We start from the raw sequence: 17,332 nt of genomic DNA, 5'->3' as shown, positions 1-17,332 counted from the left end.
ACTTGACTGAATCGGCCCTCCCGCCGGGGGTGTTACGCGGACTTCTTGCGCAGTTTTTTTGCCTCATCGCGGGTGGTGAGAAGGGGTTCAGCTCCTTCGCGCACCACCTCGCCGGTGATGGTGACCATGGCGATGTCATCTCTTCCGGGGAGATCGAACATCATGGGGTTGAGCACGTTCTCCAGGATTGAGCGCAGCCCGCGGGCACCGGTGCCGCGCTGCTGGGCGAGCTCCACCACGGCCTGGATGGCGTCGTCGTCGAACTCCAGCTCCACGTCATCGATGGCGAACATCTTCTGATACTGCTTCAGCAGGGCATTTCTGGGTTTGCTGAGGATCTCCTTCAGCGCCGCCTCGTCCAGTTCCTCCACTGTGGCGACCACCGGCAGACGGCCGATGAACTCCGGGATCAGACCGAACTTGTGCAGGTCCTCCGGCTCCACGTCTGCATAGCTGGCCTCACCGGGCACGATGGTGGACAGCGGGGCGCCGAACCCGATGCCCTTGCGGCCGGCGCGGGACTCGATGATGTCCTCCAGCCCGGCGAAGGCACCGGCGACGATGAAGAGGACATTGGAGGTGTCGATCTGAATGAATTCCTGCTGCGGGTGCTTTCTGCCGCCCTGGGGCGCCACCGAGGCGGTGGTGCCCTCCAGGATCTTCAGCAGCGCCTGCTGGACACCTTCCCCGGAGACGTCCCGGGTGATGGAGGGGTTTTCTGATTTTCGAGAGATCTTGTCGATCTCGTCGATATAGACGATGCCCTGTTCGGCTTTCTTGACGTCACCGTCGGCAGCCTGAATGAGCTTCAGCAGGATGTTCTCCACATCCTCGCCCACATACCCGGCCTCGGTGAGGCTGGTGGCATCGGCGACGATGAACGGCACCTGCAGCTTTCTGGCCAGCGACTGCGCCAGGTAGGTCTTGCCGGATCCGGTGGGGCCGACCATGAGGATATTGGACTTACCGATCTCCACCTCGTCCAAGGGCCCCTTCTCCAGCGAGGCGGTCTTGGAGGCTGATCCGGTGGCCTGGATTCGCTTGTAGTGGTTGTAGACCGCCACCGCCAGCGACCGCTTGGCCTTGTTCTGGCCCACCACGTATTCGTCGAGGAAGTCTTTGATCTCTTTGGGGGTCGGCAGCTCCACCTCTGAGGTCTCCTGGACCTCGTTGAGGTACTCTTCGATGATCTCGTTGCACAGCTCGATGCACTCGTCACAGATGTATACTCCGGGACCTGCGATCAGCTTGTACCGGACCTGCTTCTGGGACTTGCCGCAGAAAGAGCACTTCAATAAGTCTGAGCTCTCACCTATTCGGGCCATGTGTGGGCAACCCTCTCGCCGTGCAGATCGTTATGGGACTGTCTCAAGCGTACTTCAGAGCACGGACCTGCCCCCAAACCGCCACGGGGCCCCTGCGCCCGTGGCGATTCGCCGCACTCAGACGGGGAGCTTACGGGAGCTGAGCACTTCATCGACCAGCCCGTAGTCCTTCGCACCTTCGGCCGAGAGGAACTTGTCGCGGTCAATATCCTCTTTGATCTGCTCCGGGCTCTTGTCGGTGTGCTGGGCCAGCACCTCTTCCATCCAGGTCCGGATCCGGCGGATCTCGTCAGCCTGAATGGCCAGGTCGGTGGCGGTGCCGCGGGCTCCGCCCATGGCTGGCTGGTGGATCAGTACACGCGCGTTCGGCAGCGCCAGGCGCTTGCCCGGGGTCCCGGCGGCCAGCAGCACCGCTGCGGCAGAGGCCGCCTGACCCAGGCAAACCGTCTGCACATGCGGGCGGATGAACTGCATGGTGTCGTAGATGGCGGTCATTGCGGTGAAAGAGCCACCTGGGGAGTTGATGTAGAGGGTGATGTCCCGCTCGGAGTCCATCGACTCCAGCACCAGCAGCTGGGCCATGATGTCATCGGCGCTGGCGTCGTCGACCTGGGCGCCGAGGAAGACGATCCGGTCTTCGAAGAGCTTGGCGTAGGGGTCCTGGCGCTTGAACCCGTAAGGGGTCCGCTCCTCGAAGGAGGGGAGGATATAGCGTGCTTCAAAATTCATCTCAATGTCTCCTGTGAAGTCCTGTGTTCCGCGGCGTCGTAAGGGCTCAGACTCCGCCGCCGCCGGAGACGGTGGAGGAACGCTGGGCGATCTTGTCGAAGAACCCATACTCCAGGCCCTCCTCTGCGGTGAACCACTTGTCGCGGGCATTGTCGCTGAGGATGGTCTCCACGCTCTGTCCGGTCTGCTCGGCAGTGAGCTCGGCCATGACCTGCTTCATGTGCTTGATCAGCTCCGCTTGGATGCGCACATCCGATTCGGTGCCGCCGATGCCACCGGAGGGCTGGTGCATCAGGATCCGGGCGTTGGGGGTGGCGAAGCGTTTGCCAGGGGTGCCGGAGGAGAGCAGGAACTGGCCCATGGAGGCGGCCAGACCGGTGGCGACGGTCACCACGTCATTGGGGATGAACTGCATGGTGTCGTAGATGGCCATCCCGGCAGTCACCGAACCGCCCGGTGAGTTGATGTAGAGATAGATGTCGCGCTCGGGATCTTCAGCGGAGAGCAGCAGCATCTGGGAGCACAGCGTGTTGGCGTTGTCGTCACGCACCTCCGACCCCAGCCAGATGATCCGCTCCTTCAGGAGCCGGTTGTAGATGTAGTTCTCCTGCGATGCCGTGTCCACGCTCGAGGCAGTGGGCAGCTGCTCAGACATCAAGTTCCTCCATACGTCTGGTGAGTGGTTCGGCTTATGACATTACTGGAGACCGGCGACGACGCCACGGCTTCGGCGGCACTGTTCGCCGATGGCACACCACCGTTTTCCGGTGGCGAATATGCAAAACGCCCCGGTCCGGCGACGGACGGGGCGCATTGCACATCACACTCTCATTTACTTCGTCTCGCCGGCATCCTCAGCGGTCTCTGCGGCTTCGGCCACAGTGGAGTCCGCCGAGGCGGCCTCGACTGCCTCGGCAGCCTCGTCGTCCTCCTGCTCCTCTGCGGGGGTCACGAATGCCGAGAGGTCGACGGTCTCGCCAGCGGTGTCTGTCACAGTGGCCAGTTCCAAGACCTTCGCAAGGGCCTTGCGGCGGCGGACCTCGCCCATGATCATGGGGACCTGGCCGGCCTGGTCGAGCATCTGAGCGAACTGATTGGGCTCCATGCCGTACTGCTGGGCGGTGGCGACGATGTACTCGATGATCTCGCCCTGGTCCACCCCGATCTCTTCCTTCTCCGCGATGAGGTCCAGAACTATCTCATTGCGGAAGGCCTCTTCGGTCTGCTCGCGAATCTCGGCGCGGTGATCGTCGGTGTCGTGGGAGTCGCCCTCACTGTGTCCCTGGGAGCTGAAGTGCTGGCCGATCTGCTCCTCGATCACTGATTCCGGCACCGGAACCTCGACCAGGCTCATCAGCTTCTCCAGCACCTTGTCCCGCGCCTCGACACCCTGCTTCTCCAGCCCGGTGGAGGCGGCCTTGCCGCGGAGGTCCTCTTTGAGCTCCTCGATGGTGTCGAACTCGGAGGCCATCTGGGCGAAGTCGTCATCCGCCTCGGGGAGTTCGCGCTCCTTGACCGCGGTGAGGGTGACCTTCGCGGTGGCCTCTTCACCGGAGTGCTCTCCCCCGGCCAGGGTGGTGTTGAAGGTGGCGTCCTCGCCGGCCGAGAGACCCTCCAACGCCTCGTCGAGCCCGTCAAGCATGGTGCCGGCGCCCACCTGGTAGCTCAGACCGGTGGCGTTGTCGACTTCTTCCTCGCCGATGGTGGCGGTGAGGTCAATGGTGACGAAGTCGTCCGTGGTGGCGGGGCGCTCCACGTCCTTCAGCGTGCCGAAGCGTGAACGCAGCGCGTCGAGTTCCTCCTGGACAGCTTCGTCGTCAACCTCGACAGCCTCGACTTCGACCTCGAGGCCGGAGTACTCGGGCAGCTCCACAGTGGGCTTGACGTCGAGCTCACCGGAGAACTTCAGCGTGCCCTCGTTGGTCGCGACGTCGGGGATCTCTTCGACCTCCACCTCGGGCCGGGACAGCGGCGTGATCTCCGCTTCGGCCAGACCCTGCTGGTAGAACTCCTGGAGGCCGTCGTTGATGGCCTGCTGGATGACCGCTTCGCGGCCGAACCGCTGGTCGATGATGGGGGCGGGGACCTTGCCCTTGCGGAAGCCGGGGATCTGAACCTGGTTGGCAATGCTCTTATAGGCAGCTTTGATCTTCGGCTCGAGCTCTTCGCCGGACACCTCTACGGTGAGCTTGACTCGAGTCGGGTTCAGTTCTTCGACGGTGCTCTTGACCACGTATGGGCTCCTGTTGCTGCGATTGCAAAACTTGACTTGGTATCAAGGTCAGAGCCGCCTGCCGGGAAGCTGCAGGTGCCTGACGCTTCAGGCCGGGGTGCGGCCGCTGCATGCGGCCGGCCCCGGGCACTGTCGGGATGACAGGATTTGAACCTGCGACCTCTCGCTCCCAAAGCGAGCGCTCTACCAAACTGAACTACATCCCGTCACAATCCTGTGCTTGCGGGGACAGCAGCCTCACTGTACCCGGACACGGACCGGTCAACAGTACCGTGTTTGTGCCGTCAGCGGCGAATCCGTCCGCCACCTGCACACCACACTGCTCTTTTCAGCAGAAAAGCCGCTGATCGTCAGGACCAGCGGCTTTCTCCTTTGTGCTCTTTGTTCCGTGGGCCCCGCGGGACTTGAACCCGCAACCTGCAGATTAAGAGTCTGATGCTCTGCCAGTTGAGCTAGAGGCCCTGATTCGGCAGAACAAAGGACACAAAGAAAGTCGCCCAGCCGGTGGGCAACGACACACTATGCTAGCACCGCTGACCAGTTCGCGCTAATCCCTGGTGCGGTGATGTTCGTCTCAGCTGCCCTTACGCTCAATGACATCCATGAAGTGGTCCAGAAACGTGTAGAAGTCCTCGATATCGAGCTCCTGGTGCAACGGCACCTCCGGGATCTGTTCAAACGTGACAGGTGTGCGGATGTCCAGCTTGATCCGGCGTCCGGTCGACATGGCGATTTCCACCGTCGTGCCCTCGGAGGCCATCCCGGCCAGATTCGTCAGATTCACCAGCGCTGGCACCCGCGGCGAGACCGCCTCCGCGGTTTCCGTCGGGGGAAACATGGCAGCTGGGTCAATGGGGCACAGCACCATTTCTGCAGGCTCCCGCCGGTACCCCACCAGCAGGTGGCGGGCAGCCTCGACCGCTTCCTGCGCGGAGAGGTCGGCGGAGGGGGCACCTCTGCTTGCCAGCAGCAGCTCCGGGTGTTCCTCGCGGCCGAAAATGTTCTCCGCGTAGAGCAGGTTGTAGGAACCAAAATTCATCACCGAGGCGTCAAAGACCGCTCGGAAGGCGGCCACCAGCTGCTCCTCCGCCGGACTGCGCTCCGAGTGAATCACCATGGCGATAGTCTACGGGGAGCAGTGAAACCCCCACCTGACAAGGAGAACACCTTCCATGACTGACCACCTCTCCCCCGGTGATAACGCACCCTCGTTTACCCTGACCTCCCATGAGGAACGCCCCGTGTCCTTGGAGGACTACCGGGGCCAGCAGGTGGTCATCTACTTCTATCCGAAGGCCGCCACCCCCGGATGCACCACCCAGGCATGCGACTTCCGGGATTCGCTGGAGTCCCTGAACGCCGCCGGGTACCAGGTCTTGGGCATCTCTCCGGATCCGGTCTCTGCGCTGCAGAGTTTCGCCGAGCAGGAGCAGTTGAGCTTTCCGCTGCTGTCTGATGAGGATCATTCCGTGGCCGCAGCCTATGGCGCCTGGGGAGAGAAGAAGAACTACGGAAAGGTCTATGAAGGTCTCATCCGCTCTACAGTGGTGGTGGACGCTGCCGGAACCGTGACGCTGGCGCAGTACAACGTCAAGGCCACCGGACATGTAGCCCGCCTGCGCAAAGAGTTGGGGGTCTAGCGCTGAGTCCGCGGGAGCCGGAGCTGCTGAAGCACCGGTACACTGGTGTGCTGCTGCCACGTGCGAAGAGCGCGCTGGTCAGCGCCTCGCGCGAGTGGCGGAATTGGTAGACGCGCTGGATTTAGGTTCCAGTGTCTTAGGACGTGGGGGTTCAAGTCCCCCCTCGCGCACGTGACATCGCTCTCCCGACGCAGGTTCTTGGGCGCCTCGTCGGCTGCGGGAGCAGTGGCCGCTCTGACGACCGCAGCCCACCACGCTCAGGCTCCAGATTTTCCTCAAGACCCGGACGACGCCGCTGCTGACCCCGGCGCCGGACGGGTCACCGTTGCTGGCATCCACCGCCCGAAGTCCCTGGATCCTGGTGTGGCCACCGACTCGGAGACCGAACGGATCGTCCGCCAGATCTTCGAACCGCTGGTGGGCATTGATCACACGGGGTCCCTGGAGCCGCTGCTTGCCCAGGAGTGGGAGGTCAGCGAGGACGAGCTGACCTACACGTTCACCCTGCGCCGAGGTGTGGTCTTCCACGATGAGTCGGCACTCAGCGCTGAGACTGTGGTGCAGAATTTCCAGCGGTGGGGACGCCTGGATGACCTCTACGGTGCCGGTAACCTCAGCCAGTCGGTCCCCTTGGCGTTCCCCACCGTCTTCGGCGGATTCATGTCAGACCCGGAGTGTGTGCTGGAGTCGGTGGAGGCGCAGGACGACCGAACGATGGTGCTGACTCTGCGTGAGCCGGTGGTCTACCTGCTGCAGGCTCTGACACTCCCCGCCTTCGGTATCGCCTCGGGTGAGGTGTTGGTCGACAGGGACCCCGGTCTTGTCTCACGCTCCCCTGCCGGGACCGGCCCCTACCGGCTGGTCGAAACGGACACGGAGGGCGACTCTCAGGTGCGGCTTCGGGCATTCGACCAGTATTGGGGGGCCACCGAGGGTCCCGGGGAAGTGATCGTGCGCCCGCTGCCGCGCAGCTTTGATCGACTGCGCGAGCTGCAGCGGGGCCAGGCCGACGTCTATGACCTGATCACTGCGGACAACCTGCGCTCACTGGTCCAGTCAGGCCGCATGATCCTCCAGCGGGACCCTTTCTCGGTGCTCTACATGGGGTTCAATCTCGACCACCCGGTGATGTCCGACATCCTCGTTCGGGAGGCGGCAGCCCGGGCGGTGAATCGCCCTCAACTGGTGGAGCGGCTGTTTCTGGAGGGTTCCCGCCCGGCCTACCAGTTCACCCCGGCGGCTTTGTCTGTCCACTCCGAGACCGCGCTGCGCTACGACTATGACCTCTCCGAAGCCCAGGAGCTGCTGGCGGAGTCCGACTATGACGGTGAGCCCCTGGACTTCTATTACCCGATCCGGACCACCCGCAGCTACCTGCCGCAGCCGGAGGCGGTCTTCGCCGCGATCGCTGCTGATCTCACCGCGGCGGGCTTCACCATCCGACCCAGGCCCATCCGCTGGGATGAGGGGTACCTCGAGCAGGTCATGGGTGATTCCTCCCGCGCGCTGCACCTGCTGGGACGCAACGGCGGTTTCCGCTCGCCGCACGCCTTCCTCGGCCCGCTGTTCGGCCAGCAGACCCGCGAGTTCAACTTCCACGACGCCGACATCACGGATCTGCTCAACGAAGCCCGCGCCGAATCTGAGGAGGAGCCGCGCGCGGAGCTGTACCGTGAGGCGGCAGACCTCATCCAGGAACAGCTGCCCGCCCTGCCCCTGGCATACCCGATCTCCGGGCTGGCGCTGAACTCCCGGGTGACTGACTATCCCATGTCCCCGGTACTGAATGAACGTTTCAAGAAGATCCGCCTGCGCCAGGGATGACGAGGGAGCTCAATTTCTTGCCGTGCAGGCCCGGCGGTAAAGTCTTATCCGATCCGTCGCACATCTGCCATTAGAGGAGCCTTGCCGTGAGCGAGTCAGCGTCGACCCACTCCACCCAGCGATTCGATGTGATTCTCATCGGCGGTGGCATCATGTCCACCACGCTGGGAGCCATTCTGAAGGAGCTCCAGCCCGACTGGAACATCGCGCTGTTCGAGAAGCTCGACGGCGTGGGCAAAGAGTCCTCGGATCCGTGGAACAACGCCGGGACCGGCCACACCGCCTACTGCGAGCTGAACTACACCCCCCGCGGGACAGACGGCTCGATCTCCACCGCCAAGGCCTGCGGTATCGCTGATCAGTTCCACGTCTCCCGTCAGCTGTGGTCACACTGGGTGAAGGAAGGCGTGCTGGGTACGCCGCGCACCTTCATCAACGCGCTGCCGCATATCAGCTTCGTGTGGGGGCCGAAGAACACCCAGTATCTGCGGGACCGCTACCACGCGATGCGGGCGGAGCCGCTCTTTTCCCACATCGAGCACACTGAGGACCTCGACACCGTCGCCGGCTGGGCTCCGCTGCTGGGTCGCGGGCGCGCCGACACCACCCCGGTGGCCGCCTCACGGTTCGAGGACGGCACCGACGTCGACTTCGGCTCCATCTCCCGCCAACTGGCCGGCCACCTCGGCGCCCAGGGAGTCGCGATGCGCTACAACCATGAGGTCTCGGGCCTGAGCCGCGGAACCGACGGACGCTGGGACATGAAGGTGAAGGACACTGCTGCCGGTGAGAAGTTCTCCGCCAGCGCGCGCTTTGTCTTTGTGGGGGCCGGCGGCGGGGCGTTGAGCCTGCTGCAGTCCAGCGGCATCGAAGAGATCAAGGGGTTCGGCGGCTTCCCGGTCTCTGGTCAGTTCCTGCGCACCACAGAGTCGGCCATCACGGAGGAGCACCACGCCAAGGTCTACGGTCTGGCCTCAGTGGGCGCTCCGCCAATGTCTGTGCCGCACCTGGACACCCGGTTCGTGGAGGGGCGACGGTCGCTGATGTTCGGCCCCTTCGCCGGATTCTCCACGAACTTCCTCAAAGCTGGCTCCTATTTTGACCTTCCACTCTCAGTCCGCGGACACAACCTCATCCCCATGCTGCAGGTCGGGGCGGCCAACACCTCCCTGGTGACCTACCTGATGAAGGAAGTGGCCAAGACCCACAAGAAGAAGGTGGAGGCACTGCGGGACTTCTACCCAGAGGCGCACCCCGATCAGTGGGAGCTGATCACCGCAGGCCAGCGGGTGCAGGTCATGAAGCGCAATGAGAAGGGCAAGGGTGTGCTGCAGTTCGGCACCGAGCTGATCGCCTCCGCCGACGGTTCCATCGCTGGCCTGCTGGGCGCCTCCCCTGGGGCCTCCACGGCACCCAGCATCATGTTCAAACTCTTGGAGCGCTGCTTCCCCGGACAGATCGAGTCGTGGAAGCCCCAGCTGGAGAACATGGTGCCTTCCTTTGGGCGGGTGCTCAATGAGGAACCGAAGCTGCTCCACGAAGTCAGCGCCGCGACCTCCGCGACGTTGCAGCTGGGCTCCTGAGCGCCCCTACGGGGAGTCGACGGGCCTGACCCGGTACCGGCGCATCACCAGCGCCGGAACGGCGGCTGCTGCTGCGACCCCGCAGGCCGCCAGCGGCAGCGCCCATGCGGCGGCGAATCCGCTGCCCAGGGCGATGAGCGCACTGAGGCCCAGAGCGGTGCGATCAAGGCGAGGATTGGGTGAGCACACCCGCTCGGCAGGAGCAGCAGCCCCGGCCAGCAGACCCAACGGCAGCACCACCCACTGCCGCTGCTGCTCAGCGGCGGCGAGGAGCAGCACCACCAGCACCACATACAGCACCGCCTGACCCAGCAGCAGATTCTTCCAGCTGCCCCACCAGCGCACTGCCAGCCGCGCCACCACTGGAGAGAGCAGATACCCTACAAGTGCGACGACGCCGCCGGCCAGAGCCGTCCACCACCTCACTCCGGGTGCGCTGACCAGACTCAGCCCCACTGCGAATGGCAGCAGGGTCCCGGGAAGGCGGGCCAGCAGCTCCAGCGCGCGACTCACTGGACACCGACAAGTTCGAGCGCGGAGCCGGTGTGAGTCTTGGTGACTTTCAGCTGCACCGGGATCTGCTGGTGCATCTCTGTGACATGACTGACCACCCCGATCCTTCTGCCCTCGCCCTGCAGAGTGTGCAGCGCTGACATCACCGCTTCCAAGGTGTGATCGTCCAAGGAACCGAACCCTTCGTCAATGAACAGGCTATCCAGCCCCACCCCGCCTGCTTCAGACTGCACCACCTCGGCGAGTCCCAGGGCCAGTGCCAGTGACGCCATGAAGGTCTCGCCCCCGGAGAGCGACTGGGCGGGCCGCTCCTGCTCCGCGTGTTCGTCGAAGACTTTCAGATCCAGGCCGCGCAGCCGCTGCCTGGTGCCGGTGCGCTCCGGGTCCAGCAGAAGCTGGTAGCGCCCGTCGGTCATAATGCTCAGATGCCGGGTGGCGGCCTCGGTGACCCGTTCCAGCCGGGCGGCCAGCACGTAGGTGGTCAGGCGCATGCCCTTCTCGTTATCACCTCCGCGGGCCAGCACCGCATCGGCCAGCTCAGCGCGAAGCTGCGCCGCCGCCGCCTGCTGGTCGCGGGAACTGAGCGCTTCCTGGAGGTCCTGAGCCGCACGCTGCACCGCTTTGGCCTCCGCCACGTACTCCGTCAGTCGGCGTGCCGCCGTCTCCACTTCCTGGTCAGCCTGGCGCGCATCCTGCTCGGCTAGGTCCAGTTCCTGCTGCGACGGGGACTGCTCTCCGCGGGCGGCGCGCTCTCGGCCGGCGATGATCTCCTCCAGCTCCGCCTCAAACGCCAGTTTGGTCTCCCGGTCTCTGAAGTCGGCCACCTGCTGGTTCAACTGACTCAGCCGCTCGGCCGGGAGCTGAGCCTCCAGCACGGCTTGTGGACTGGGGAATGGGGAGTCCGCCACCTGCTGCGCAGCCTCTGCTGCGCTGCGCCTGGCGGTCTCCTGTGCCTGGGCCGCGCGCTGGGCAGCCTGCTGGGCGGCGGTGAACTTCTGGTGCCACTGATCCAGGTCCGCGATGCGCTCAGTCACACTGGGGTATCCGCCGCGCAGTGCACTCAGCCGCTGGCGTGCGGCCTCCGCCTCACTGCGCAGACGTGCAGCGTCGGCGCCCTCGCGCTCGGCGGTGTGCTCGGCGGCAGTGCGCTGCGTCTGCAGGTCTGCCAGCCGCTGGCGCAGCTTCTCCACCTCGTTCAGCAGAGCCCGTTGCTCCTGGCGGCGCTGCCGCGCCACACGGACCCGCTCCTCGGCGCTGCGGTGCTCTCGGTGGGCTTGCTCGGCCGGCACGTCTGCCTCATCACCGAGGGCGCTGCGGATGTGCTCCAGCTCGGCCTCGGTGCTGCGCCGGCGCTGAGCCAGGTCGGCGCAGTTCAGGCGCGTCTGCTGCCAGTGTTCCAGTGCGGACTCACAGTCGGCAGCCGAGACGGCATGAGCCTGCTGCTCCAGCGGCTCAGGGTGGTCTCGAGAGCCGCAGGCCAGGCACGGCTCCCCGGGAGAAAGCTCAGCGGCCACCTGGGCGGCGGCCTGCTGGAGCGAATCTGCGAAGCGGAGCCGGTAGGTCTGCTCCGCCTCCCGCTGCTCGACCTGTGCTGCCACCTCCTGCCGTTCCAGCTCCTCCAGCCGTGCGGCGGCGGACTCACGCTGCTGGTGGAGCTCGGTGCGCCTCTGTGCCTCTGTTGCAGCCTGCTGGGTCTCGTCGATCTCCTGGTCGATCTCCTCTGCGGGCACCAGTTGAGCCTGCCCCGACTCCAGCTCCTCCGAGACCGTGGTGATCTCGGCTGCGCGCGCCTGGATCAGCGTCCGGGCCTGCGCTGCGGCGTGGTCTGCCGTGTGCGCCGCCTCAGTGAGCTCCGCCCAGCGCTGTTCGAGCTGACTGACCTCCGGGTCGGTGAGCCGGGCGCGCAGCTCCACGAGCTCTTCGGCTGCCGCAGCCACTGACTCCGCTGCCAGTTCTGGCTGCTCACGCAGCAGTTCCTGGGCCTGCTGCTGGATGGCCGTGGCGCGCTCCTGCTCTTGGTGGGCGGTGTCGGTGTCCTGGTCAGCGCGGGTGAGCCACTGCTGGACTGCTAGTGCCCGCTGGTGATGGGAGAGCAGCTGGTCGGCCTGTTCGGCGTCGCCTCGGGCCTGCTCGTGCAGGCGTCTGAGTTCCTGATGCTCACTCCAGCGCTGAAGCTCCCGGCGCCGGGCCGTCAGCTCCGTCCATCTGTCCTGTGCCTGCGCTGCGGCGTCCTGGGCTTCGGCTGCGGCGGTCTGCAGCGCGGCCTGTTGCTGCCACAGGTGGTGCAGCACTGGCTCGCTGAGCTGTTCTGGTAGCAGGTCCGCTGTCTGGGGCATCGCATCGGTCAGCAGCGCGGCCGCACAGTTGGTCAGCTGGCGGGTGTGCAGAGTTATCTGGGATTCCAGCTCTTTGCGCTGGGCTGCGGACTGCTGTTTGCACTCTTCCAGGTGCTGTTCCAACTGCTCATAGACCCGGATGTCGAAAAGCTGCTCGAGAATCTTGCGCCGATCATCGTTTGAGGCGTGGAGCAGTTGGGCGAACGAGCCCTGCGGGAGCATGATCACCTTGGTGAACTCCCCCATGCTCAGCCCCAGCAGGCGTTGGAGCTCAGCGGCGCCCTCATCGATCTTGTGCACCGGCAGCGGCTTCCACTCACCCTGCTGCAGACGCTTGATGTAGAGGGCGGAACCTACCCGCTGGGGGGCGGCCCCGCGGCGTTTGGCAGGGCGGTAATAGGTGGCCTCCCGCCGAACCCACATGCGGTCCTGCCCGGTGGAAAATTCCAACTCGACATAGGGCTGACGTTCCAGCGGTGCGTGCTGGGACTTCAACCCCTCAGCGCGCCGGTGCCCCGGCACGTCGCCGTAGAGGGCAAAGGTGATGGCATCCAGCACCGAGGTCTTTCCGGCCCCAGTCTGGCCGCGCAGCAGAAACAACCCGTCCGCGCTGAGCGCGTCGAAGTCCACCCTCTCAGTCCCGGCAAAGGGACCGAACGCGCAGACGGTCAGCGAGTGGAACTTCATGCCGGCTCCCCGGCTTCTGTGGTGCGCACTGCCTCCAGCGCGGAGGCCACCTCCGCCAGCTCCTCACCGGTGGCGCTCCGGTTGCGCACATGTTCGAGGAACCCGGTGACCACCTCGAGCTCGCTCTGCGCGGTGTGCAGCCGCTGACTGAAACTGTGCTCAGGCTGCTGCAGCCCCCGCCCTGCGTACCGGTACTGCATTAGGAGGGGGTACGCCTCGCTGAGACGGTGGTAGGCCCGCGCGGGGCGTTCATCATCAGTCAGCGTGATCTGCACAAACGCCTCCTGGTGGGCCTGCACTGTCTCCGGAGCCAGCATCGTCTCCAGTGTGCCCTGCAGACGGGCGACCTCGCGGCCCAGACTCCAGTCCACCGCAGTCACCGCTGCTGCCGGGTCCTGCAGCGCCTGGGTGTCCACCAGCCAGGCCCCCTTATGGTGGTGCTCCTCGGAGAACGAGTAGCGCAGGGGTGATCCGGAGTAGCGGATCCGGTCGGCGAGCCGCTGGCGCCCGTGCAGGTGGCCCAGGGCCACATAGTCGAAGCCTTCAAAAATCTCCAGCGGGACCACCGCTAGCCCTCCGACGCTGTTCTGGTGGTGTTCCAGGGTGGCCTCCGGGACCGCCGGGGCGCCGATGCTGCGTTCGGATTCACTGGCCTGGCCGCGGTGGGCAAACAGGTGGGCCATCACGATCACCCGGGGCGCGGCGTCGTGCTCCGGATCAGTCCGCGCCGCCACATCTGCACGGATGCGGCGGACCACCTCTGACATCACCGCCGAGTGGTGCGCCCGGTCCAGGCCCAGTTCCGCCGCGTAGATCTGCGGCTCCAAGTACGGGACTCCGTAGATCAGCACCCGTTCCTGGTGCGAGGTGACCTCCACCGGTGTCCAGGCATCCTCAAGCCCGGACCGGATGTGGACCCCGGAGTGTGCCACCAGTTCACGGTTGAAGCCGAGCCGGACCGCCGAGTCATGGTTGCCACTGGTCATCACCACCAGCGCCCCGGCCTCGCGGATCTGACGCAGGCACGCGCCCAGCTCCCGGACAGCCCACTCGGGGGGCAGCGCGCGGTCAAAGACGTCTCCGGAGACCAGCACCACATCCACCTGATGCTCGGTCACCGCCGTGCAGACGGTCCGCATCATCTCCAGCTGGGTCTCACGCAGATCCGCGCCGTGGAACCCGCGGCCCAGGTGCCAGTCCGAGGTGTGCAGCAGCTTCATGATCGACTCACTTCTCTTGTCACTGCCACCAGCCTACGGCGGGGCACCCACATGGACTCCGCCGGACGCGAAAATGTCGGTATTCTTGCCGTTCGTGACCTCCTCCGCGCCGGATCCAGCAGACCTGCAGCTCATCGACTCCTTCGAACCCGTGATGCTCAGCCTGCTTCCGGCCCCCGGCGAGGCAGTCCACGCCGAAGCGCTGCTGGCGCTGTGTATGGGTGATGGGCTGCTGGAAGTCCTTGAATGGTCCAGTGAGGGCACCGGGGCTGACCCGGCGGCGAGCATGTGGCTGGCCGCTCTGCGCTGGCACCACGTGATCACCGGGCGGTTTCCCCCTGGGGCGCCCCAGCCGCCGCCGCGGCCCACCTCCCACGCGCTGCGCCGGATTGTGGATGCCGCCGCGGTGGAGCTGGTGCCCGGCAGCGCAGGGACCTCGCTGGCCGGACTCGCCTCCGGTGACATGGGCTCACCCCGGGCTCCGGCGCAGCCGGAGGCTGAGGACGACGCCGCCCTGCTGCGTATTGTGCCCATCAGTGCGCTGCCCTACGTGGAGACCCCGATGAAGCAGGACTGGGCGGCCCAGGCCATCTGCCTCACCCACGGCCACCCCCGGCTGGTCCGCGATGCGCAGCAGCGGGCGGGGCAGCCACCTGGTGCCCCCGCGCCGGGGCCGAAGCATGAGCTGCTGCAGCTGGTGGTGGAGGATCTGGGCCGGCGGTGGCGGGAGACTACTCTGCCGCGGCGCTGACCGCCGAGGAGTCCGGCAGCGGCCATGCATCGCCGAGCAGCTGCCGGAAGCCGTCCTCCGTCACGAGCCGGAGCTGCTGGCCCTGGCTGCGGCGGTCCAGGGCTTCCACGACCTTGCGTGCCCGCAGCGGCGGCACCGTGCGCTCTGCCTGCAGATCCTGGCTGCTGACCCCGTCGCCGACCACCAGCAGTGTGGTCGCACTGGTGACTTTCGAGGCCGTGGTGGCCCCGTGCTCGGCCGCGAGCGCCTTGGCGTCGGCGCGGGGGACGGCGAGGTTGCCGCTGAAGACGATGTGCTCACCACAGAGCGGGTGGCTGGGGTCGGCTTGAGGGTTGGCCGGTAGGTTCCGGCCCTCGTCCTGCCAGCGCATCAGGTCCGGGAGCATGTCCTCGGTGACGTCGGGAGTCCGGGCGTCCAGCAGTGCCGCACAGCCGCGGGCCTGCCGGGTGGCCCGGGATTCGTAGTCACGGGGCCCGGACCAGGACTGGAGCTCCTCCAGCTCAATGCCGTGGGCGGCAAAGAGCGGGTGCAGCTGCTTCTGCCGCTCACGCTCGGCGATGTCCACCACGATTGCGGCCGCCGCGCGAGCGTCCCACAGGGCGTGGTGGTGGTGCTTGAGGTGGAAACCGGCCGCTGCGGCGGAGCGCGGCAGGGCGTGGGAGTCGAGCTGGTAGACCGCCCGCGCCAGGCGCAGCGAACACAGTGCGCGCAGACCCGGTGAGTCCAGCCCGGAGACCTCCAAGGCGGATTCGAAGACCTCGAGGTCGAAGCCTGCGTTGTGCGCGATGAGCGTGTCTGACCCGATGAAGTCTGCGATGTCTGCGAAGAGCTCCCCGAAGCGCGGCTGCTGGGCCACTCGCTCGGCGGTGATGCCGTGGATGTGGACATTGCGCGGGTCGAAGCGGTCGAACCCTTCTGGTGGCCGCATGCGTTTGAAGAACAGCTCGTCGACGTTGCCGTCGCGCACGCGCACCATCCCGATCGCGCAGGGTGAGCCGCGGAAGCCGTTGGCGGTTTCGAAGTCCACAGCGGTGAAGTTCAGGCCCTTCACTCGTGGTGGGCGCAGATCAGCCAGGGAGCCAAGTGCTGACAGTGACATTTAGGCCAGTACCTCCACGATGCGCTCAGCCAGCGCGGCGAAGGCCTGGCCGCGGTGTGAGATCGCGTTCTTCTCTTCCATGGTCAGCTCAGCACAGGAGCGGGTCTCCCCGGCCGGCTGCAGGATGGGGTCGTAGCCGAAGCCCCCTGTTCCCCGCTCCTGGGTCAGCAGGGTGCCTTCCAACCGTCCTTCTGCGGTGTGCTCCCCCGGGCCCGCGCGGTGGGAGCTGGGGGTCACCAGGCTGGCCACGCAGACGAAGGCCGCCCCCCGGTGGCGGGCGGGAACGTCGCTCAGCTGCTCCAGCAGCAGTCGGCGGTTGTTGATGTCGCTGGACTGCGCTCCGGCCCAGCGGGCGGAGAGAAACCCGGGCGCGCCGCCGAGGACGTCCACGGCCAGGCCGGAGTCATCGGCGACTGCCGGCAGACCGGTGTGGGCGGCCACGGCGCGAGCTTTCAGCAGGGAATTCTCAGCGAACGTCACCCCTGTCTCGGGGACCGCTGGGGCCCCGGCGGTGGCGGCGTCGACCACTGCGGTGTCCAGGTCCAGGTGACGCAGGGCCGGCTGGGCGGCCAGCAGGGCTCGGAACTCGCGGAGCTTGCCCTGATTGGCGGTGGCGAGGACGATCTGGCCGCTCACTGGGCCAGTGCCATCCTCTGCAGGTCCGCCAGGCGCTGGCAGCCGGTGAGGGACAGGTCCAGCAGGGCGTTGAGCTGCTCCCGGCTGAACGGTGCACCCTCAGCGGTGCCCTGCACCTCGACGAACTCGCCGCTGCCGGTGACCACGACGTTCATATCCGTCCCCGCGGTGGAGTCCTCCCCGTAGGGCAGGTCCAGCACGGCGGTTCCCTCTGGCAGCACCCCTACCGACACCGCAGCCACGGAGTCCCGCAGGACCTCTGCCCGCTTGCGAATCTTGCCTTCGCCGCGAGCCCATTCGATGGCATCGGCCAGAGCCACGAACGCTCCGGTCACCGCAGCGGTCCGGGTGCCGCCGTCTGCTTGCAGCACATCGCAGTCCAGCGTGATCATATTTTCGCCCAGCGACTCCAGGTCGACCACCGCGCGGAGGGAACGTCCGATCAGCCGAGAAATCTCATGGGTGCGCCCGCCGACTTTGCCCTTAATGGACTCGCGTGCGTTGCGGGTGTTGGTGGCGCGCGGGAGCATGGCGTATTCGGCGGTGACCCACCCCCGGCCCTGCCCGCGCAGCCAGCGCGGAACATCGGACTCGACACTGGCGGTGCACAGCACCTTGGTGTCACCAAACTCGATCAGTGCACTTCCCTCGGCGTGCGCCGACCATTCGCGGGTGATGGTGACTTCGCGCATCTGATCGACGGCGCGGCCATCAGCACGGACAATCGTCATAGTCATTGACCCTCCCTGTAGCGTA

15 protein-coding genes and 3 tRNA genes are annotated in these 17,332 nt (G+C 66.0%); 5 read left to right on the top strand and 13 right to left on the bottom strand.

Annotated features, from left to right (window positions below):
* Positions 1 to 32: 32 nt before the first annotated feature.
* The 7 genes from clpX to FEF27_RS04845 all read right to left on the bottom strand — a co-directional run bounded on the left by clpX (position 33) and on the right by FEF27_RS04845 (position 5,404).
* On the bottom strand, positions 33 to 1,325 hold the full coding sequence (gene clpX / locus FEF27_RS04875) for an ATP-dependent Clp protease ATP-binding subunit ClpX (protein WP_138169722.1): 1,293 nt from the start codon (positions 1,323 to 1,325) through the stop codon (positions 33 to 35).
* Between the two features lie 117 nt (positions 1,326 to 1,442).
* The gene (locus tag FEF27_RS04870) at positions 1,443 to 2,054 is read right to left on the bottom strand and encodes an ATP-dependent Clp protease proteolytic subunit (protein WP_138169721.1); all 612 of its coding nucleotides are present in this window, start codon (positions 2,052 to 2,054) and stop codon (positions 1,443 to 1,445) included.
* 46 nt (positions 2,055 to 2,100) lie between these two features.
* On the bottom strand, positions 2,101 to 2,709 hold the full coding sequence (locus tag FEF27_RS04865) for an ATP-dependent Clp protease proteolytic subunit (protein WP_138169720.1): 609 nt from the start codon (positions 2,707 to 2,709) through the stop codon (positions 2,101 to 2,103).
* Between the two features lie 177 nt (positions 2,710 to 2,886).
* Positions 2,887 to 4,287, bottom strand: a complete 1,401-nt coding sequence (gene tig / locus FEF27_RS04860; protein ID WP_138169719.1) for a trigger factor — start codon at positions 4,285 to 4,287, stop codon at positions 2,887 to 2,889.
* Between the two features lie 132 nt (positions 4,288 to 4,419).
* Positions 4,420 to 4,493: transfer RNA gene (locus FEF27_RS04855), tRNA-Pro, on the bottom strand.
* Positions 4,494 to 4,676: 183 nt separating this feature from the next.
* Positions 4,677 to 4,749: transfer RNA gene (locus tag FEF27_RS04850), tRNA-Lys, on the bottom strand.
* Between the two features lie 112 nt (positions 4,750 to 4,861).
* Positions 4,862 to 5,404 (bottom strand): hypothetical protein, encoded by a 543-nt coding sequence (locus tag FEF27_RS04845; protein ID WP_138169718.1) that lies wholly within the window; start codon positions 5,402 to 5,404, stop codon positions 4,862 to 4,864.
* A 55-nt stretch (positions 5,405 to 5,459) separates the two neighbouring features.
* Between FEF27_RS04845 and bcp the strand changes: the two genes are divergently transcribed.
* From bcp to FEF27_RS04825, 4 genes are all read left to right on the top strand, one after another.
* Positions 5,460 to 5,927 carry a thioredoxin-dependent thiol peroxidase gene (gene bcp, locus FEF27_RS04840; RefSeq protein ID WP_138169717.1) on the top strand — a complete coding sequence of 156 codons (468 nt, stop codon included), beginning with the start codon at positions 5,460 to 5,462 and terminating at the stop codon, positions 5,925 to 5,927.
* 88 nt (positions 5,928 to 6,015) lie between these two features.
* A tRNA-Leu gene (locus FEF27_RS04835) sits at positions 6,016 to 6,097 on the top strand.
* A 1-nt stretch (position 6,098) separates the two neighbouring features.
* Positions 6,099 to 7,751, top strand: coding sequence for an ABC transporter substrate-binding protein (locus tag FEF27_RS04830; RefSeq protein WP_138169716.1), 1,653 nt, complete (start codon positions 6,099 to 6,101; stop codon positions 7,749 to 7,751).
* Positions 7,752 to 7,837: 86 nt separating this feature from the next.
* Positions 7,838 to 9,334: a malate:quinone oxidoreductase gene (locus tag FEF27_RS04825; protein WP_138169715.1), complete on the top strand. Its 1,497-nt coding sequence runs from the start codon at positions 7,838 to 7,840 to the stop codon at positions 9,332 to 9,334.
* A gap of 6 nt (positions 9,335 to 9,340) precedes the next feature.
* Here the strand turns inward: FEF27_RS04825 and FEF27_RS04820 are convergent, their stop codons facing one another.
* Genes FEF27_RS04820 through FEF27_RS04810 form a run of 3 tightly spaced genes read right to left on the bottom strand, consistent with a single transcriptional unit; the run spans position 9,341 to position 14,090 of the window.
* Positions 9,341 to 9,847, bottom strand: coding sequence for a hypothetical protein (locus tag FEF27_RS04820; RefSeq protein WP_138169714.1), 507 nt, complete (start codon positions 9,845 to 9,847; stop codon positions 9,341 to 9,343).
* A complete protein-coding gene (locus tag FEF27_RS04815; protein ID WP_138169713.1) occupies positions 9,844 to 12,870 on the bottom strand; it encodes an AAA family ATPase in 3,027 nt (1,008 codons plus the stop codon). Before FEF27_RS04815 ends, FEF27_RS04820 begins: the two co-directional genes overlap by 4 nt.
* Complete coding sequence (locus FEF27_RS04810) at positions 12,867 to 14,090, bottom strand: exonuclease SbcCD subunit D (protein WP_138169712.1); 1,224 nt, start codon at positions 14,088 to 14,090, stop codon at positions 12,867 to 12,869. Before FEF27_RS04810 ends, FEF27_RS04815 begins: the two co-directional genes overlap by 4 nt.
* Between FEF27_RS04810 and FEF27_RS04805 the strand changes: the two genes are divergently transcribed.
* Entirely contained in the window at positions 14,089 to 14,841 is a 753-nt protein-coding gene (locus FEF27_RS04805) for a hypothetical protein (protein ID WP_138169711.1), read from the top strand. The two genes, FEF27_RS04810 and FEF27_RS04805, sit on opposite strands and share 2 nt — an antisense overlap.
* Here FEF27_RS04805 and FEF27_RS04800 read toward each other — a convergent pair.
* The 3 genes from FEF27_RS04800 to rph are packed head-to-tail and all read right to left on the bottom strand — an operon-like array spanning position 14,822 to position 17,307.
* Entirely contained in the window at positions 14,822 to 15,940 is a 1,119-nt protein-coding gene (locus tag FEF27_RS04800) for an exonuclease domain-containing protein (protein ID WP_243729095.1), read from the bottom strand. The two genes, FEF27_RS04805 and FEF27_RS04800, sit on opposite strands and share 20 nt — an antisense overlap.
* Positions 15,941 to 16,576, bottom strand: a complete 636-nt coding sequence (gene rdgB, locus FEF27_RS04795; RefSeq protein WP_138169710.1) for an RdgB/HAM1 family non-canonical purine NTP pyrophosphatase — start codon at positions 16,574 to 16,576, stop codon at positions 15,941 to 15,943.
* A complete protein-coding gene (rph, locus tag FEF27_RS04790) occupies positions 16,573 to 17,307 on the bottom strand; it encodes a ribonuclease PH (RefSeq protein ID WP_138169777.1) in 735 nt (244 codons plus the stop codon). Before rph ends, rdgB begins: the two co-directional genes overlap by 4 nt.
* Between the last annotated feature and the right edge of the window lie 25 nt (positions 17,308 to 17,332).

Source organism: Nesterenkonia sphaerica (assembly GCF_005771565.1).
In the GTDB taxonomy this organism is placed as follows: Bacteria; Actinomycetota; Actinomycetes; order Actinomycetales; family Micrococcaceae; genus Nesterenkonia; species Nesterenkonia sphaerica.
Note: the sequence above shows the minus strand (reverse complement) of the source record. Positions and strands in the feature narration are given on the sequence as shown.